We start from the raw sequence: 17129 nt of genomic DNA, 5'->3' as shown, positions 1-17129 counted from the left end.
AATTTACTCACCCTGAATTATTTCTTCATATATATTAAAAATTTTATCGACTACAGCTTTTCTAGAAAAACGTTGTATAAAGTCGTCTCGAATGACTTGCGTATTGAACTCATCTATATGCTCAGAGATGTAACGCATTGCTCCAGCAAGTTCGGAGATGTTTCCAACTTGTACAAGCATGCCATTATTTTCATTAACGATATCTTCCGGGCCACCGCAGCGTGTTGCTATAACTGGCTTACCACAAGCTAGCGCTTCAGCATAAACTACCCCAAAGGTTTCATGTCGGGAAGGTAAAATGAAGACGTTCGACTCCTGAAACTGCTTAACAGCAGAGGCTCTGGATGTGCGCCCTAGCCAACGAACTCTATCGGATATTCCAAGCTTTTCTGCAAGCTGAATATACTCATTCAAGAGGGGGCCATCTCCTCCAATTCGAAACTCAAATTTCTGCGAGTCAGGCGCCCATAAAGAAATAGCATGCAGTAAATGGTCTATACCCTTTTGATGGGATATAACGGCTAAGCTAAAAAATATAAATTTTTTTGACTGGTACAAGGCTGGGTAGAAAAGATCTTCATTCACTAGGTTTGGTACTACCACTGGTGATGAGAGATCGAGCGCATTAATTTTTTTAGCCAATGAAGAGCTAACTGCTATTGTCTTAGCGGCTTTTTTATATGCGAGGTTTACCTTAGGGTTTATTTTTCCTTTTTCAATTAGAAAGGAAAATGGAAAGGGGCTCATATGCTCTGTTAGAACATATGGAATTCCAAACTCTTTTGATAAAATTGAGGCAATATATCCTCCTGGGTAACAAGCGTGTGCATGAATAATGTCGGGCTTTCCATATTTTTTGAACACTGAAAGCATGTTTTTTCTATTAATACTTACGATTCTTTCAATGCCGCTGAATGGAAGTCTCTCTGACCAGTAGAGCATGGGGTTGAATATCTCAATAACACCTGACTTTAATGTGTAAGAATTTCTCTTTGAGAATAACCACCAGAAGAGCGTTTTTATAAATTTTTTTGGAGAGCGGAATGATATTAAGCTGAAGTCATGGCCCCAAGTACTGACAATTATCTGGGTGCCCGGACGACAAAAAGCAATAGCCTCAGCCTGCTCGCGAATAAAAACACCAGCGTGTGCTGATACTTTATTCGGGTACCAAGAGGGGACTACAAAAATTTTCATTCGTCTTTTCGTCCGGTAGCAATAATGCACCAGCCGTCGAGTTGCCCGCGCATAAAAGGGCGTAAAAATAGAACAAGGATATTTAAGAGTGTTATTCTGTTGAGCCCTTCCCAATATATAGCCGGTAAGGTTCCACCAGGAGCCATCTTTATATCCTTGGCGTTAGCGCCGGTCATTACTAACTTTAGCTCCCACGGGGTTATTGGGTTTATATGTCCATAGGACAGGTCGGCATCGGAAAATTGATGAAAGCGACCAGTTCTAAAAAATTGCAGTCGTGACATCCACGATTCAGTATTGGGTGTGGTGATCAGGACAACTCCCCCCGGTTTGAGCATTCGCATTAAGTTTCGAGTATATAGCCACTGATCCTGGACGTGTTCGATAACCTCCACGCCGAGTACCGCATCAAATTTACCCTCGTTGGCGGTTACGAAACGTTCAATTTCAACGGGAGAGTCAAAATTCAACTTGAAAAAATTTACTTCTTTGCATTTGAAGTTTTCGGAGTCCATATCAACTGCGGTAACTTTGTACCCCAGATCTGAAAGTCGTGCAGAGAGCGCTCCTTCGCCCGCGCCAAAGTCTAGAATTTCACCATTTTTTTTGACTTCACTGCAAAGTGTATCTGCAATCTGATCGTGCAGGCCTAAATCTGCCTTAATCAAAAGCTCTTTATAGTAAGTTGGGGTTTTTTGTTTTGCCGAAAAAAACCAACGTTTCATGATCTTAAGTGCCTGAAAATAATATATTGATATATAGATATTTGTAGTATTTCAAGTGTTGTTAGCAATGCAAGTCCTTTATAGATGTCATTTAATATCCAGCCTAAATAAAGGCATAAAGGCCTGTATAAGAAAACGGCTATGCCAAAGTAAAGACTATAGCGCTGTAGGCCCATCACAATTAGAGCGGAAGAGGTTGGTGAAGAAATTAGCATGGCAAGTAACATAGGGGCCAAGTAAGTAGCCATGTGGCCCGCTTCTGACCAGTTTTCACCTAAAACGATAGCGAAAATATCTTGCCCCCAAAATAGCAAGAGGACTGTTGGTATCAAACCAACTAAAGTTAGTCCTCCCCAAGTTTGATACAGTACTATTGCTGCTGATGAGCGGTCAGGCCAGACACTTGCGTAGCGTTGGAAGAAAACTTGACCAACTGCTGCGCCAACCAAAGAAATTGGTAGTGCTGCCATTTTCCAAGCCATGGAAAATTGTCCTGTTACCTCTGAACCGTAGTAAGTAATGAGGATTACTATGGGGAGGTGCATCGTCACAACATCTAAGAGTGAAGTCGGTAGTAAAAATTTTGGAGTGTTTAGATGCGTTTTTGCAGCAGTTGCAAGCAGTTTCGGTGTCTGAAGTGATAGAGACCTTAAAAGAAAACGTGAAAAGAAAGCACAAGTTAGGATGATGACTGTGCATTGGGCGATCAGTAACCCCCACTCACTACCATAGTATCCAAAAATTACTCCTATCGCAGCAGCGGTCACGCTCTGCGCTAGTCTCTGGAGAGTGAGTTTGTTGTATCTTTGTAGTCTGTTAAGCCAAGTATTACCGACGGATATAAGTCCAGAAAAACCACCGAAAATAACGGCTGTTAATATGAGGGGGAATGATATTTCTAGTCTGAGTTTTACAATTGAATTTATTAGCGATAGAATAATTAGTATTAGTGTTGTTGTTGTTAGGGTTGCAATGCTTGCTACCGCTACTAGAGTTTTTGCATCGTTATCATTTTTCGGAAGTAAGATGGTTGTTTCATATCTCAATGTGGAGAATACAGAAGTTATACCAAACACAGCCATAAAAAATGCAAGGCTGCCAAACACCTCAGGGCTGTAAAGCCTAGATAAGATAGGCATAGTTGCCATTGAGATAATTTGTGCGCTAGAGGTGCCTAGCGCTAATAAAATGGCATTTTTGGCGTAGGTACTATTCCGCAATTTTTCTACGCGGGCCCATATAAGTTTCATGCGGAGTACTTATTTAATTTTTCTGTATGAAAAAATTCTATTGCTGAAATTATGGAGGCTTGATCTGTAGGAGAGAGATAAGGATGCATTGGTAAGCTCATAACTCGTGTTGCGACTGCATCACCGACCGGAACTTGTGCTAGTTCGTCTTTAACCGCAGGTTGGAGATTGAGAGGAATGGGGTAGTGCACAGCAGTAGGAATTCCAAGTTTTTTAAGGTGTTTTTGCAGGCTCTCTCGATCTTCAACTTGAATTGTGAATTGAGCCCAAGCGCTGGTGTTATAGTGCTCAATAAATGGGGGAGTGATTTTTGCTTGCTCTAATAGTCGGCAGTAATTACTGGCAACGTTTTGGCGTAGTTGGATCTCTTCTTCAAGAATATCTAATTTTGGTAGGAGAATAGCTGCTTGTAGGGTATCGAGTCGGCTGTTCACACCGACACGTACATGGTGGTAGCGACGATCCTGTCCGTGACGAGCTATCTGCCTAATCACTTTGGCCAACTCTTCATCATTGGTGAAGATCGCACCTCCATCGCCGTAGCAACCTAGGGGTTTGCTGGGGAAGAAGCTGGCGCAGGCAATGGTGCTCAGGTTGCAGGAGGCCTTACTCTTGTAGCGGGCTCCGAAGCTCTGTGCGGCATCTTCTATCACTGGCAGAGAGTACTTGCCAGCGATGGCGTTGATTGCATCAAAGTCGGCGCACTGCCCGTACAGGGATACTGGAATAATTGCTTTGGTGCGGGAAGTAATAGCTGCTTCCAGCAGGGTTGGGTCCAGGTTGTAGGTTTGCGGGTCGATATCCACATAAATCGGCTTGGCACCCAGCAAGGCGACTGTTTCCGCTGTTGCTATATAGGTGAAGCCAGGAGTGATGACTTCATCACCTGGACCTATGCCCAGGGCCATGAGCGCGATTTGCAGGGCATCGGTGCCGTTGGCGCAACTGATGCAGTACTTTGCTCCTGCGTACGTGGCCAGACGCTCCTCCAATTCAGCTACTTCAGGGCCGAGGATGTATTGGCCGTGGGATAGAACGCGAGCGATACCCGCGTCAATCTTGTCCTTGAGACGGGCTTGTTGGGTCTTCAGGTCGATGAATTCGATCATTTACTGTGCGTCCATTTTGCTCAGGTTGTTGCCACGCAAGACATAGCGGGCGCCGGTATGTGGGCAGAGGCATTCGGCTTCTCCCTCGACCGGCAGTTCGAGGCGTTCACCAAACTCGCTCATCCAGCCTAGCTGTCGTGCGGGCACCCCAACCATCAGTGCGTAAGCCGGTACATCCTTGTTGATGACCGCACCTGCGCCGACGAAGGCGTATTTGCCAATGGTGACCCCGCAGACGATGGTGCAGTTTGCGCCCAACGTGGCACCCTTTTTCACCAGGGTGTCGCGGTATTGGTCTTTGCGCTCGATCAATGAGCGTGGGTTGTATACGTTGGTAAAGACCATGCTTGGACCGCAGAACACGCCTTCTTCCAGGGTAACGTTGTCATATACCGAGACATTGTTCTGGATCTTGCAATGATCACCGATGACCACTTTGTTGCCGACGAAGACGTTCTGGCCAAGGGAGACTCCTTTGCCGATCTGTGCGCCTGGGCATACATGCACGAAATGCCAGACCCGTGAACCTTCGCCGATCTGGGCGCCATCATCGACGATAGCGCTTGGGTGCTGGTAATGGCTCATATTGTCAGACCAGGCGGGACAGGAAGGGGTGGCATTCGTTGTCCTGAGCTCTGACAGGGTTCATGGTACGGATAGTCTCGACGGTCTCCACACAGTGCCGGGTATCCTCGATACCGTAGCCCTTGCCGTCGAGTACGGCTTGGTAGCTGACGGTATGGAGATCGGTGAAACCTTCGGAAAACTCTATTTCCGCGCCGTCAACAGTGATCGAGCGGTAAGTAGGTTTCTTGCCTTTGACCGATTCAGGCAGGTCGTTGGCATCGATGGAAAGGAACCAGCGTACTCGGGCGTTCTCATATTCTAGGTAGCCGCAGGCCTTGTCGGCATTGCTGAAATGCACAATGTTGCGCTGTAGATTGCCGAAAATGAAGTGCAGCATGTCGTAGAAGTGCACGCCGATATTGGTCGCGACACCAAAGGACTTGCGAGGGTCGCCTTTCCAGCTTTCCATGTACCAGCGGCCACGGCTGGTGATGTAAGTCAGTTCTACCTCGTGCTTATGGGCACTGGGTTGCGACTGCACACGGTTCTTCAGGTCGATGATTGCCTGATGGTGACGCAGTTGCAGGATATTCCAGAGGCGCTTGCCGGTTTCGCGTTCAGTCAGGCTCAGGTCGTCCAGCAGTGCTGCACTAGGTACCAGAGGCTTCTCGCAGATCACGTCGCATCCAAGGCGCAGGCCGGCAGTGATATGAGAGTGATGGAGGTAATTGGGCGAGCAGATCGAAACGATATCCAGAGCGGTTGCCGGATCTCGTTTGAGGCGCCAGGCGTGATCGTAGAAGCGCTCGAACTCGGTGAAGAATTCGCTTTGAGGCGAAAGGCTGTCGATGATGCCGACGGAGTCGTTGATGTCGTAGGCACAAGCCAGCTCATTGCCGGTGTCCTTGATGGCACGCATATGGCGCGGGGCGATGTAGCCGGCGGCGCCGATCAGGGCAAAGCGTTTCATGGGGTTCCTCGGGGAAGAGTTTCAACTGCCTGTGGCAGGAGGCGTGAAACAGAGGCCGTATGGCGGTGGCCTCTGTCTCATGCAACTTGCTGCGATGTGTTGTGGTTCGATCAGGCTTTGATGACGTTGCTCGCAACAGCGCGGTACTTGCCGCGGCTGTCGATGATCAGTCGAGCGTGATTCTGGATCAGTTCGTAATCGAACTTATCATGATCTGTAGCCAGTACCACTGCGTCGAATGCGGCCAGATTTTCTGCGGTCAACGGCTCGCTATCCAGTTCAAAGTGATGCTCGCGCATTTTCGGGAATACCGGAACATGGGGGTCGCTGTAGGCCACGATACCGCCCTTGGCTTCTATGAGTTCCATGATCTCCACGGATGGAGACTCACGCATGTCATCCACGTTCTTCTTGTAGGCAATGCCCAGGACTAGGACCTTGCAGCCTTTCAGCGCCTTGCCACTGTTGTTCAGACCGTCCATCAGTTTGTTCAGGACGTACTCGGGCATTGCCTTGTTGACTTCGCCGGAGAGCTCGATGAACCGTGTGTGCAAACCGTATTCGCGAGCCTTCCAGGTCAGATAGAAGGGGTCGATGGGAATGCAGTGGCCACCCAGTCCAGGGCCAGGGTAATAGGCCGTGAAGCCGAAAGGTTTGGTTGCAGCGGCATCGACGACTTCGAAGATGTCGATGCCCATGCGGTCGGCAACGACTTTCATTTCGTTGACCAGACCGATGTTGACAGCGCGGTGGATATTTTCCAGCAGTTTGGTCATTTCCGCGGCTTTGGTTGAACTGACAGGCACTACCTGGTCGATGGCCTGCTCGTACAGCGCGATACCAACGTCCAGGCAGCCGGGGGTGTGACCACCGATTACCTTGGGAATGGTGCGGGTTTCAAAGTTGGCGTTTCCCGGATCTTCCCTTTCCGGCGAATACACCAGGAAGATGTTTTCGCCAACGATCAGGCCGTTTTCTTGTACTCGAGGCAGCAGTTCTTCTTCTGTTGTACCCGGGTAGGTGGTGCTTTCCAGGGAAACCACTTGGCCTGGACGCAGGTAAGGCTTGAGTGCGTCAGTGGTGTTGATCACGAAGCTCATGTCCGGCTCGCGATACTTGTTTAGCGGCGTCGGTACGCAAAGGATCAGTGCATCACACTCACTGGCACGGCGAAAGTCGGTGGTTGCCTCAAATCCCGATTTCCTAGCCTGGCTGATGTGCTCGCTGGCAATGTGTTCTATATAGCTGGTGCCATTGTTGAGCTTGGCAACCTTGGAGTCATCGATATCGATACCCAGCACCCGGAAGCCGATAGCGTTGTAACGTAACATCAGCGGCAAGCCCACATAACCGAGCCCTACGATGCCAATCAGGGCTTCCTTGCTCTTGAACTTGGCGATGCTAGTTTGTTTTTGGTCAGGCATTTTAGCTCCGATGTAATACAGGTTCGATGCATGCAGCAGGCGTTTCGTTACTTTTTCGACAGGAGCGTGGGAACTAGTTCTGGTTCTTACACACTTGGGATCAGACCTATCGTAGGATGCGATCAACAAGCGAATGACTCGTAGAGTCCACGCGTCAAGCCGTCAATAAACAGAATGTTCTGCCATCCGACAGCTGCGTGATCGGAAGGCGAACTCATGGTGTATGCGGCCAAATTGGCGGCGATTCTACACTGGCAAGGCGCCTCGGGCGACAGGCCGGGCACATTTACTCCATGCCAGCTTCCCCGCCCCCCGCCCAAGCTGGCTGCTGAGCCTTGCCAGTCAGGAAAAGTAAAATCTCCTTGCCGCTATGGAAGAGGCTGTGGTCCCATCGCGTCCATCAAGCGGGCACCCGTTCTCCCGGCAGGTTACTGCCGGCTCACGTCAATGATTGCTGCTTCCGATGAATGGCAATAGGCGTATATGAGGCGCCGTCCTGAGGTCCCACGAATGAGTAAAGTGGTCGGGCGGGAAGTGTTGTTTTCACCGAATATAAAGTGAACTCTTTGAAGTTATTAATTTTTTCTCAATACTTTAGTCCTGAAAATTTCATCATCAACGATATAGCCAGGACTCTCGTTGCTCAGGGGCATGAGGTAGTAGTTGCTACGGGCAAACCTAACTATCCCGATGGTCGGATATTTGCGGGATATCGTGCATGGGGATGTAACTACGAGCGTTATCTGGATTCTATTGATGTACTGCGGGTGCCGTTATGGCCGCGCGGCGAAGGTGGTGCAAAGAACATGGTTCTTAACTACCTGTCATTTGTTTTTGCCGGACTTGTCTTCTTTCCATGGATGCTACGCAAACGTGAGTTCGATGCGATTCTGGTATTCGCGCCTTCGCCCATCACCCAGGCCATTCCGGCGATCCCTATCAAGTGGCTGAAGAGGGCACAGTTGGTCTTGTGGATACAAGACCTGTGGCCAGAGAGTCTTGCTGCCACCGGATTCGTCAAGAGCCCCTATCTATTGAAAATGGTTGGCTGGATGGTGCGCGGGATTTACGCAGGTTGTGATCGGCTGCTGGTCCAGTCTCATGCCTTTGTCGATTCAGTGGCCCGCTACGCACCCAGAAAGAAGATTACCTACTATCCCAACTCCGTGGATGCCCAGACTTTTAATGCAGAAGTTGAAGTTGACGAGCAGCTATCGCAGGTCTTGAAGGCGCATTTCTGTGTAGTGTTCGCTGGCAATCTTGGAACCGCCCAGGCACTGGAGACATTAGTTGAGGCTGCGAAAAAACTGCGTGACGAGCCGGACATTCGCTTGGTTCTGGTGGGCAGTGGCAGCCGGCTGGAGTGGCTCAGGGAGCAGAAGCAAGTTCATTCACTGGATAATCTGATACTTCCTGGGCGCTTCCCGGCCGTTGCAATGCCTGCAGTTTTTGCACAGTCCAGCGCATTGCTCGTGTCACTTAATAATGAAAGCATCTTTGCCCAGACCATCCCCAGCAAGGTTCAATCCTACCTGGCATCCGGCAAGCCAATCATTGCCAGTCTGAACGGCGAAGGCGCGCGAGTAGTTCAAGATGCCCGGGCGGGACTCACCAGTCCGGCGGAAGAAGTGGCTCCATTGGTCGCCAACATACGGAAGATGTATAGCCTGGGCTGTGCGCAACGGGAGGAAATGGGGCGTTGTGGGCGGAGCTACTTTGCCGCCCATTTCGAAATGGGTCAGCAGGTCCGTAGTCTGGTGGAGTTGCTGAAGACTTGAGGCATATCGTTTGCTTGCCTGGCTCGCGGTGCTTTTTCGAAGCAGTGCTATTTTTTTCCTGTTGCTGGACAATACGGCCATTTTTGAGGGGGCTTGTAGCCCCTCGGTCCTAGGCTGTAGTGCATGGGATACATTCAAGGTCTGGATCTGAGTCATATTTATGAAGGTATTGGTATTGGGTATTACCGGCATGCTCGGTAGTACTGTTTTTAAAGTATTCAGCCAGGACCCGCAGCACGAGGTCTGGGGGACGGCGCGCAGTCTGTCCGCCCTGAAGCATTCTTCTCTACCTGATTATGCGCGGGTCCTGTCAGGCGTCGACGTGCTCGATCAGGATGCCCTGACGGCGGCAATGGTTCAGGTCCGTCCTGATGTGGTCATCAACTGTGTAGGCTTGATCAAGCAACTTGCAGATGCTCAGGACCCGCTGACTGCGCTCCCGATCAATGCCATGTTGCCCCATCGTCTGGCATCCCCTGTGTGCCTTGAGCGGCGCACGTCTGATTCACATCAGCACCGACTGCGTGTTCTCCGGAGCCAAGGGCGGCTACCTGGAAACGGATACTTCCGATGCCGAAGATCTGTACGGAAAGTCCAAGTACATCGGTGAGCTGCATGATGAGCCTCATGCAATTACCTTGAGAACCTCCATTATCGGGCACGAACTGAATTCCGATCATTCCCTGGTGGACTGGTTCCTGAAGCAGCAGGGCAGTGTGCGGGGCTTCACCCGTGCCATTTTCTCCGGTTTGCCTACCGTGGAGCTGGCTCGAGTAATGAAAGACTTCGTCTTGCCGCATCCGCAACTTAATGGGCTGTATCATGTTGCCGCGGAGCCGATTGCCAAGTCCGACCTGCTGGCGCTAATTGCCTGGCAATATGAAAAGGCAATCGATATACATCCAGATGGCAAACTAGTGATCGATCGCTCGCTCAACAGTGATCGGTTCACTCGCGCTACTGGGTACAAGGCTCCATCCTGGCCTCAGCTTATTGAGCTGATGCATGCCAATCGCTAAAAAATTTGGAAGGTGTACATGTTCGACGACAAGGTATTGATGATCACCGGTGGAACCGGTTCTTTCGGTCATACGGTCCTCAAGCGTTTTCTCAATACCGCTGTGCGTGAAATTCGCATCTTCAGTCGCGATGAGAAGAAGCAAGAAGATATGCGTATCGCCCTAGCCAATGACAAGGTCAAGTTCTACATAGGCGATGTTCGCAACTACGACAGCCTGGCCCAGGCCATGGTTGGCGTCGACTATATCTTCCATGCTGCGGCGCTGAAGCAGGTCCCGTCCTGTGAGTTCTATCCGATGGAAGCTGTGCGTACCAACGTATTGGGTACAGAGAATGTACTCAACGCGGCCATCGCTACCGGAGTCCAGCGTGTTGTCGTGCTCAGCACTGACAAAGCTGTTTATCCGATCAATGCCATGGGAATTTCCAAGGCCATGGCGGAGAAACTGATGGTTGCCAAGTCGCGCATGATTCCAGCCAATGGCCCGATCATCTGTGCAACACGTTACGGTAACGTCATGGCCTCGCGAGGCTCGGTGATCCCTCTCTTTGTCGATCAACTGCGCTCCGGCGAAGCGCTGACGGTGACCGACCCGGAAATGACGCGGTTCCTGATGTCGCTGGAAGACTCGGTGGATCTGGTACTGCACGCTTTCGAACACGCACAGCAGGGTGACCTATTTATCCAGAAGGCCCCCGCCTCCACCGTTGGCGACCTGGCCGAGGCACTTAAGCAACTGTTCGGCAAAAGCAATGAAGTCAGAGTCATCGGTACTCGTCATGGTGAAAAGCTTTACGAGTCGCTGGTTTCCCGAGAGGAAATGGCCAAGGCCGAGGACATGGGGCGTTACTATCGGATCCCTGCGGACAATCGTGACCTGAACTACAAAAAGTATTTTGTAGAGGGGGAGCAGCGTATTTCCGAACTCGACGACTACACCTCTCACAACACCTCCCGCCTCGATGTACCAGGTATCAAGGAGCTTTTGCTCAAGCTCGATTACATCAAGGAGCAACTCGATGCTTAAGGTCATGACCCTGGTCGGAACCCGTCCCGAGCTGATCAAGATGAGTCGGGTGATTGCCGAGCTGGACCGTCAGGTCAACCACGTGCTGGTGCACTCGGGACAGAACTACGATTACGAACTCAATCAGGTCTTTTTCGATGACCTACAGATCCGCAAACCGGATCATTTCCTCGGCGCTGCCGGCGAGACAGCTGCGCAGACCATTGCCGAGGTCATCGCCAAGTCAGATGTGATCTTCGAGCTTGAAAAACCCGATGCGCTGCTGCTGTATGGCGATACCAACACCTGCCTGGCAGTGATTGCTGCCAAGCGGCGCAAGATCCCGGTGTTTCACATGGAAGCGGGTAATCGCTGTTTCGATCAGCGTGTTCCTGAAGAGCTCAACCGCAAGGTGCTCGACCACCTCAGCGATATCAATATGGTATTGACTGAACATGCCCGTCGTTACCTGATCGCCGAAGGCATCCGCCCGGAAACCATCATCAAGACCGGCTCGCACATGCAGGAAGTCCTCGACTACTACATGCCGAGGATTGAAAGCTCGGACGTGCTGGCACGCAGCGGCCTGGAGCAGGACAAGTTCTTCATCGTCAGTGCGCACCGTGAGGAAAACGTCGATACCGCCGATAACCTGCGCCACCTGCTGGATACCCTGCGAGCGCTGGCTGATCATTACGGCTTCCCGTTGATCGTCTCCACCCACCCCCGCACGCGCAAGCGCCTAGAGGCCTTGGGAGAGAGCCTTGACCATCCGCTGATTCGTTTCGTCAAACCTTTCGGCCTGTTGGATTACATCAAGCTGCAGATGTCGGCATTCTGTGTACTGTCCGACAGCGGCACCATCACCGAAGAGGCCTCCCTGCTGAACCTGCCGGCGGTAACCTTGCGAAATGCCCATGAGCGCCCCGAAGGGATGGACGAGGGCACGCTGATCATGAGCGGCCTTAAGCGCGAGTCGGTCATGGACGCTGTGCGAGTCGTGACCAGCCAGCATTCTCGCGATCAGCGCAAAGTGCCTTTGGTGCAAGACTATCAAGGTGGGCCTGTCTCAGTTCAGGTGGTGCGGGTGGTGTTGAGTTACACCGACTACATCAACCGCACGGTGTGGCGTAAAGACTGAAACCAACGACGTTGACCGGGGCCGTTGACGGCGCCGGTCATGGGGTTGTTCTGTCCTGCTGCTCTTCACCCTGATGGAATCGGTCAATTCCATCGAGCGCTCGGAACATTGTTGTGGCCAACCGCCAAATTTAGGCTAGGGCTTCAATAGCTAGCGCAGGAGCACCGCCATGAGGTCAGCATTCTCAGCCATCGATGCCTGGGCACAACCGGCCAACGGCCGTGCCCGGGCGCTGTTGCCGGAAGTGGCGCGGTTGTTCGAGAAGTCCGGGTCCGCGCATTGGCTCGACCAGGCCCTGAGCATTGAACAGACCGTGGAACTGATGGATCAGGCTGGGGTGGAGAAAATCATGCTCTCGGCCTGGTGCCGGCCCGAGGGCTGGGTGTTCAGCAACGATGAAATTGCGGCTTACACCCGGGCCTTTCCCGAACGTTTCGTCGGCGTGGCCACGGTGGACCTGAGCCGGCCGATGGCGGCGGTGGCCGAGTTGGAACGGGCCGTCAAGGAGCTGGGCTGCAAGGCTCTGCGCATCGTGCCCTGGTTATGGAAACTGCCGCCCAATCACCGCTGGTATTACCCGCTGTATGTGAAGTGCATCGAATTGGACATTCCCTTTTGTACCCAAGTCGGTCATACGGGGCCGCTGATGCCGTCGGAAACCGGGCGGCCCGTGCCGTACCTGGACGAGGTGGCCCTGGATTTTCCCGAACTGGTGATTGTTGGGGGACACATCGGGCATCCCTGGACCGACGAGATGATCGGCCTGGCCTGGAAGCACGACAACATTCACATCGATACCTCCGCCTACCTGCCGGCCTATTACCCCCCGCAGCTGCTGCATTTCATGCGCACTTATGGCCAGGACAAGGTGTTGTTCGGCAGCAACTTTCCCCAGCTGTCGCTGAAAAAATGCCTGGAACAGGTGCGCGCCCTGGAACTTCCGCCGGCCATTGCGGACAAATTTCTCCAGGGCAATGCCCGTCGGGTATTTGGTTTGTAAGCGTCGGCAACAGACGCTTACCCGCCTGGCCCGGGCGCCTGAACGCCGCTGCCAGATTGCGCTTGCCGCGCGGCAGCGGTTTTTTTGGTCGGAGGTTTCTTGCTATCGTGGCCTCCCTCTTTCACGGACGAATATCGAGACAGCCCATGGCTAACTCCACCCCGTCACGCCTCGGCAAGATCCTCCAGGGTCTGCTGTTTGTTCTGATCGGCATCGGCCTGTTGGTCATCGCCGGCAACCTCACCCTCGATCGTCGCGAATTCATCGCCAGTGCCCAGACCGCCGACGGTATCGTCAGTGACCTGAACGCCGGTGGTTCGCACCCCGAGATCGCCTTTACCACCGGCAGCGGTGAGAAAATTTCCTACCCCCAGGGCGGCTTTATCTTCGGCTACCAGAAGGATCAGCCGGTGCGGGTCTATTACCAGCCCGAACGGCCGGCCAACAGCGCGGTCATCGATGACCCCGCGGCACTCTGGGGCACTCCCGGTGTGCTGGGCCTGATCGGTTTGGTATTCACCCTGGCCGGCCTGGTGGGTGTCATCAGCCAGCGCGGACGAGCCGCACAAAAAGCAAAAGGACTTTGACCCCATGAACCTCAGCATTCCGATTCCGGTCAACGAAAGTAAATGGCTCTACCAGACCGCCAGCGGCGGCGGCCTGACCATCGCCCTCGTGGCCGGCGGTGGTGGGTCGATCACCCTGCGTTCGCCCCAGGGCAAGGACGTCAGCTATCGCTACGGCGGTCTGGGGGTAGGCGCCGGCTTTGGTGGACGCCTGCCGCGTTTCGGCAAGGTCAATATCCAGGTCAAGGGCAAGAGCGTCAGTGGTGCCGGTGCGGCGGAGGCTTTTCCCAGCACCGGCAAGGTCTTTGTCAGCGATGCCCTTCGCAGCCGGGACCTGACCGAGGACGACATCACCGGGCCTTGTTTCTATACCGAAGTCGGTGGCGGACTGGTGGTGGGCGGTTCGGCCACGGCCCTGCTGTTCGGCCTGGACCCCAAGCTACTGGCCCTGGCGGTCGTTTTGGGAAGCAACCCGGGGACCATGATGGCTTCGATCAAGGTCAACGAGCAGCTGCTGCGTTCGGCCAAGGGCGCCGTGGTCATGGCGGGTATGAACGTCGGACCACAGGCCGGTGGCGGCATTGCCACCTACATGGGCTACCTGTTCTAGCCGCGTCCGGAGGCGCGCCGGGAATCACAGGCGCGCCAGGCACTCCTGGAGAATATCCAGGCCTTCCTCGAACACCTCAGGTTCTGTGGTCAAGGGCGCCAGCAGGCGGATGATGTGCCGCGACTTGCCGCTGGGCATCAGCAGCAGCCCGGCCTCCCGGGCGTTGCCGAGCAGGGCGCTCAACTGTTCCGGCGCCGGCTCGCCCTGGGCGTTGACCAGCTCGATGCCACGCATCGCGCCGACCCCGGTCAAGCGTCCCAGATAGGGGCTCAGGCGATCGGCTTTCCAACCCTCATAACGTTGCACGATGGCCTGTTCCTGGCGCTCGCCCCAGGTTTGCAGGTGCTCGTCGGTCATTTCCTCCAGGGTGGCGAGGGCGGCTGCGCAAGCAATCGGGTTGCCGGAATAGGTGCCACCCAGGCCGCCCTTGGGCAACGCGTCGAGCAACTCCTTGCGTCCCACCACGGCCCCCAGCGGAAGCCCGCCGCCAATGCTCTTGCCCAGCAGGATCAGGTCCGGCTCGATGCCCAGGGCAGAGAAGGCAAAGCGTTGCCCGGTGCGGCCGAAGCCGGACTGGATTTCATCGGCGATCAGCAAAATGCCATGTTGGTCACAGAAGCCGCGCAACGCCCGGGCGAAGGTCGGGTCCAGGGCCAGGAAGCCGCCTTCGCCCTGCACCGGTTCGAGGATGAAACAGGCCACTTCCTCGACAGCGATTTCCACGCTGAACAGGCGCTGCATGGCCTTCAGGGCTTCGTCGCAGCTGACGCCGGTGTCGGCGCTGGGGTAGGGCAGGTGATACACCGGCCCCGGCAGCACCCCGACTTTCTGCTTGTAGGGCGCCACCTTGCCATTGAGGTTGAGGGTGGCCAGGGTGCGCCCGTGAAAGCCGCCGTCGAAGGCGATGACCGCGCTGCGCCCAGTGGCCCCGCGCACGATCTTCAGGGCATTTTCCGCGGCTTCGGCGCCGCTGTTGGTGAGCATGCCGCTGACCGGGTAACGCACCGGGATGAAGTCCGCCAGGCGCTGCATGAGCTCGATGTAGGGTTCGTGCTGCGCGGCGTTGAAGGCGTAGTGGGTGAGCCGGGTGGCCTGCTGCTGGATGGCCGCGACGATGCGCGGATGGCAATGCCCAAGGTTGAGCACGCCGATACCGCCGACGAAGTCGATGTAGCGTTTGCCGTCACTGTCCCAGACCTCTGCGTTGCGTCCGTGGCTGAGGCGGATCGGGTGGACGGTGGAAATTGAACGGCTGATGTTCTCGTGGCTCATGGATGCGGGCTCTGGGTGCCGGAAACGAGCCGTTATCTAAGCCGGGGCCGGGGGGCCGGGACAAACGAAATAAAGTCGTCGGGTCAGTATGAAAATTCCCGATGTGTTGCGGCCTTTAGCTCATTTTTGCTGCGCCTTGCGCCGGTTGCGCAGGTGCCGCACCAGCGCTATCAGGGCCACCAGCGCCAGGACCCCGAGGAAGATCGGCAGGCGGTAGGGTTTCAGGTCACCGAGGAAATGCTCCAGGGCTTCGCCGGCCCAGTAACCGGCGCTGACGAACAGGACGGCCCAGACCGCCGCGCCCAGCACGTTGAGCAGGGCGAAGCGCCAGGGCGCCAGGCCGCTGGCACCGATCACCATCGGGCCGACCAGGCGCATGCCGTAGAGAAAGCGCACGGCGAACACCGACGTCGAAGGGTAGCGCTGGATCAGCCCCTGGACCCGTTCGATGGCCGCCTGATGGCGCTTGAGCCTGGGCAGCAGGCGCGCTCCGGAGTAACGGCCGGTCCAGAACAGCAGTTGATCGCCGAGGATGCCGCCGAGGGTGGCCCAGCCGATCACTTGCGGCCAGTGCAGGCTGCCCTGATGCGCCGCCATGCCGCCGAGGATCAACACGGTTTCGCCTTCCAGCAGGCAGCCGATGAAGATCACCCAGTAGCCGTAGGCGGCGATCAGGGCAATGAGGTCGAGGTGTTCGAGCATGGGCAAGAGCTTCCGGAGGGGGCCTGAAAACAAGCCGGGCGATGATCAGGTTACAAATGGCTCTGATTCCATTCCTAGGCACAAGTGCCCAGGATCTTCAGCGCGGGTCCGGCCAGGGCGCCGGCCAGTCCTTCAGAGCCCAGCGTAGACGTCAGTCTCGGCGTAGGACACGGGTAGACATACGGCCATTGTTTCCGCGGAGCAGACTGGGATCGCGGGTGTGAGGAAGCCCCTGTGAGTGCAGGCGGCATGGGGGAGCAGGATCAGTCGTTATCTGCGTCGGCTTTCTCGGCCCAGGCGGATTTGGACGAGGGATAGCGTATTTCAACCTGGGTACCCGCTTGAATCAGGGCCTCCTGCCAGACCCTGAACTGTTGTGGCCAGGCTTGGCTCACCTTGAAGGGGCCGCCGGCCAGCAAGTCCCTGGCCACGCTGGGACTGACGCCCATGGCTTGCCTGATCAGCGCGAAGACTTTCGCGGGGTTGGGCCCCACCTCGGTGATCCAGAGCGCTGGATCACTGGAGGCGAGGGGCGGGTAGTCCGCAAACGGAGCATATTGCCGGGTCAGCACTGTCATGGCATCGCTGTAGCTCAGCGAAGCCAGGGCCTGGGCATTGGCCAGGTGTTCATCGCAGAACCACTCGTAGCCATGAGGGTGTCCTGCGCACCCTTCGCCCAGTGGACGGTAATCGGCGAACTGCACCATGGCGCCGCCACTTCCGGCATGCTGCATCTCTGAGGAAAAATCGTTGTGGCACAGCTCGCATACAGGCGGTTTCATCGCTCTATC

The 17129-nt window shown here is 54.5% G+C and carries 16 protein-coding genes and 1 pseudogene; 7 read left to right on the top strand and 10 right to left on the bottom strand.

Annotation, left to right across the window (positions count from 1 at the left end; all coding sequences use genetic code 11):
- Positions 1-3: 3 nt before the first annotated feature.
- The 7 genes from POS17_RS24600 to wbpA form a co-directional block, all read right to left on the bottom strand.
- Entirely contained in the window at positions 4-1197 is a 1194-nt protein-coding gene (locus POS17_RS24600) for a glycosyltransferase (RefSeq protein ID WP_060840920.1), read from the bottom strand.
- Positions 1194-1922 (bottom strand): class I SAM-dependent methyltransferase, encoded by a 729-nt coding sequence (locus POS17_RS31265; protein ID WP_082729927.1) that lies wholly within the window; start codon positions 1920-1922, stop codon positions 1194-1196. The genes POS17_RS24600 and POS17_RS31265 overlap by 4 nt, the downstream gene beginning before the upstream one ends.
- A complete protein-coding gene (locus POS17_RS31260) occupies positions 1919-3172 on the bottom strand; it encodes an oligosaccharide flippase family protein (RefSeq protein WP_082729926.1) in 1254 nt (417 codons plus the stop codon). Before POS17_RS31260 ends, POS17_RS31265 begins: the two co-directional genes overlap by 4 nt.
- On the bottom strand, positions 3169-4281 hold the full coding sequence (locus POS17_RS24595; RefSeq protein WP_060840919.1) for a DegT/DnrJ/EryC1/StrS family aminotransferase: 1113 nt from the start codon (positions 4279-4281) through the stop codon (positions 3169-3171). The genes POS17_RS31260 and POS17_RS24595 overlap by 4 nt, the downstream gene beginning before the upstream one ends.
- Positions 4282-4866 carry a UDP-2-acetamido-3-amino-2,3-dideoxy-D-glucuronate N-acetyltransferase gene (wbpD, locus tag POS17_RS24590; RefSeq protein ID WP_060840918.1) on the bottom strand — a complete coding sequence of 195 codons (585 nt, stop codon included), beginning with the start codon at positions 4864-4866 and terminating at the stop codon, positions 4282-4284.
- A 4-nt stretch (positions 4867-4870) separates the two neighbouring features.
- Positions 4871-5818 (bottom strand): Gfo/Idh/MocA family protein, encoded by a 948-nt coding sequence (locus POS17_RS24585; protein WP_060840917.1) that lies wholly within the window; start codon positions 5816-5818, stop codon positions 4871-4873.
- A gap of 110 nt (positions 5819-5928) precedes the next feature.
- A complete protein-coding gene (gene wbpA, locus POS17_RS24580; protein ID WP_060840916.1) occupies positions 5929-7242 on the bottom strand; it encodes a UDP-N-acetyl-D-glucosamine 6-dehydrogenase in 1314 nt (437 codons plus the stop codon).
- Positions 7243-7808: 566 nt separating this feature from the next.
- Here wbpA and POS17_RS24575 point away from each other — a divergent pair.
- The 7 genes and pseudogenes from POS17_RS24575 to POS17_RS24545 all read left to right on the top strand — a co-directional run bounded on the left by POS17_RS24575 (position 7809) and on the right by POS17_RS24545 (position 14364).
- Positions 7809-9020 carry a glycosyltransferase family 4 protein gene (locus tag POS17_RS24575; protein WP_060840915.1) on the top strand — a complete coding sequence of 404 codons (1212 nt, stop codon included), beginning with the start codon at positions 7809-7811 and terminating at the stop codon, positions 9018-9020.
- A 160-nt stretch (positions 9021-9180) separates the two neighbouring features.
- A pseudogene (locus POS17_RS24570) lies at positions 9181-10039 on the top strand (dTDP-4-dehydrorhamnose reductase family protein).
- Between the two features lie 18 nt (positions 10040-10057).
- Complete coding sequence (locus tag POS17_RS24565; RefSeq protein WP_060840914.1) at positions 10058-11068, top strand: polysaccharide biosynthesis protein; 1011 nt, start codon at positions 10058-10060, stop codon at positions 11066-11068.
- Positions 11061-12188 carry a non-hydrolyzing UDP-N-acetylglucosamine 2-epimerase gene (gene wecB / locus POS17_RS24560; protein WP_060840913.1) on the top strand — a complete coding sequence of 376 codons (1128 nt, stop codon included), beginning with the start codon at positions 11061-11063 and terminating at the stop codon, positions 12186-12188. Before POS17_RS24565 ends, wecB begins: the two co-directional genes overlap by 8 nt.
- A gap of 169 nt (positions 12189-12357) precedes the next feature.
- Positions 12358-13188 (top strand): amidohydrolase family protein, encoded by an 831-nt coding sequence (locus POS17_RS24555; protein WP_060840912.1) that lies wholly within the window; start codon positions 12358-12360, stop codon positions 13186-13188.
- A gap of 146 nt (positions 13189-13334) precedes the next feature.
- Complete coding sequence (locus POS17_RS24550; RefSeq protein ID WP_231978980.1) at positions 13335-13775, top strand: DUF3592 domain-containing protein; 441 nt, start codon at positions 13335-13337, stop codon at positions 13773-13775.
- Positions 13776-13779: 4 nt separating this feature from the next.
- Entirely contained in the window at positions 13780-14364 is a 585-nt protein-coding gene (locus tag POS17_RS24545) for a hypothetical protein (protein WP_060840910.1), read from the top strand.
- A gap of 24 nt (positions 14365-14388) precedes the next feature.
- On the opposite strand, the gene POS17_RS24540 is transcribed toward POS17_RS24545, so the two are convergent.
- The 3 genes from POS17_RS24540 to POS17_RS24530 all read right to left on the bottom strand — a co-directional run bounded on the left by POS17_RS24540 (position 14389) and on the right by POS17_RS24530 (position 17120).
- On the bottom strand, positions 14389-15636 hold the full coding sequence (locus POS17_RS24540) for a 2-aminoadipate transaminase (RefSeq protein ID WP_060840909.1): 1248 nt from the start codon (positions 15634-15636) through the stop codon (positions 14389-14391).
- Between the two features lie 120 nt (positions 15637-15756).
- Positions 15757-16338, bottom strand: coding sequence for a DedA family protein (locus POS17_RS24535; protein ID WP_060840908.1), 582 nt, complete (start codon positions 16336-16338; stop codon positions 15757-15759).
- A gap of 263 nt (positions 16339-16601) precedes the next feature.
- Positions 16602-17120, bottom strand: a complete 519-nt coding sequence (locus POS17_RS24530; RefSeq protein ID WP_060840907.1) for a hypothetical protein — start codon at positions 17118-17120, stop codon at positions 16602-16604.
- Positions 17121-17129 lie beyond the last annotated feature (9 nt).

The sequence above is a fragment of the Pseudomonas sp. Os17 genome, from assembly GCF_001547895.1.
Classification (GTDB): domain Bacteria; phylum Pseudomonadota; class Gammaproteobacteria; order Pseudomonadales; family Pseudomonadaceae; genus Aquipseudomonas.
This window is presented reverse-complemented; position numbering and strand designations above follow the sequence as displayed.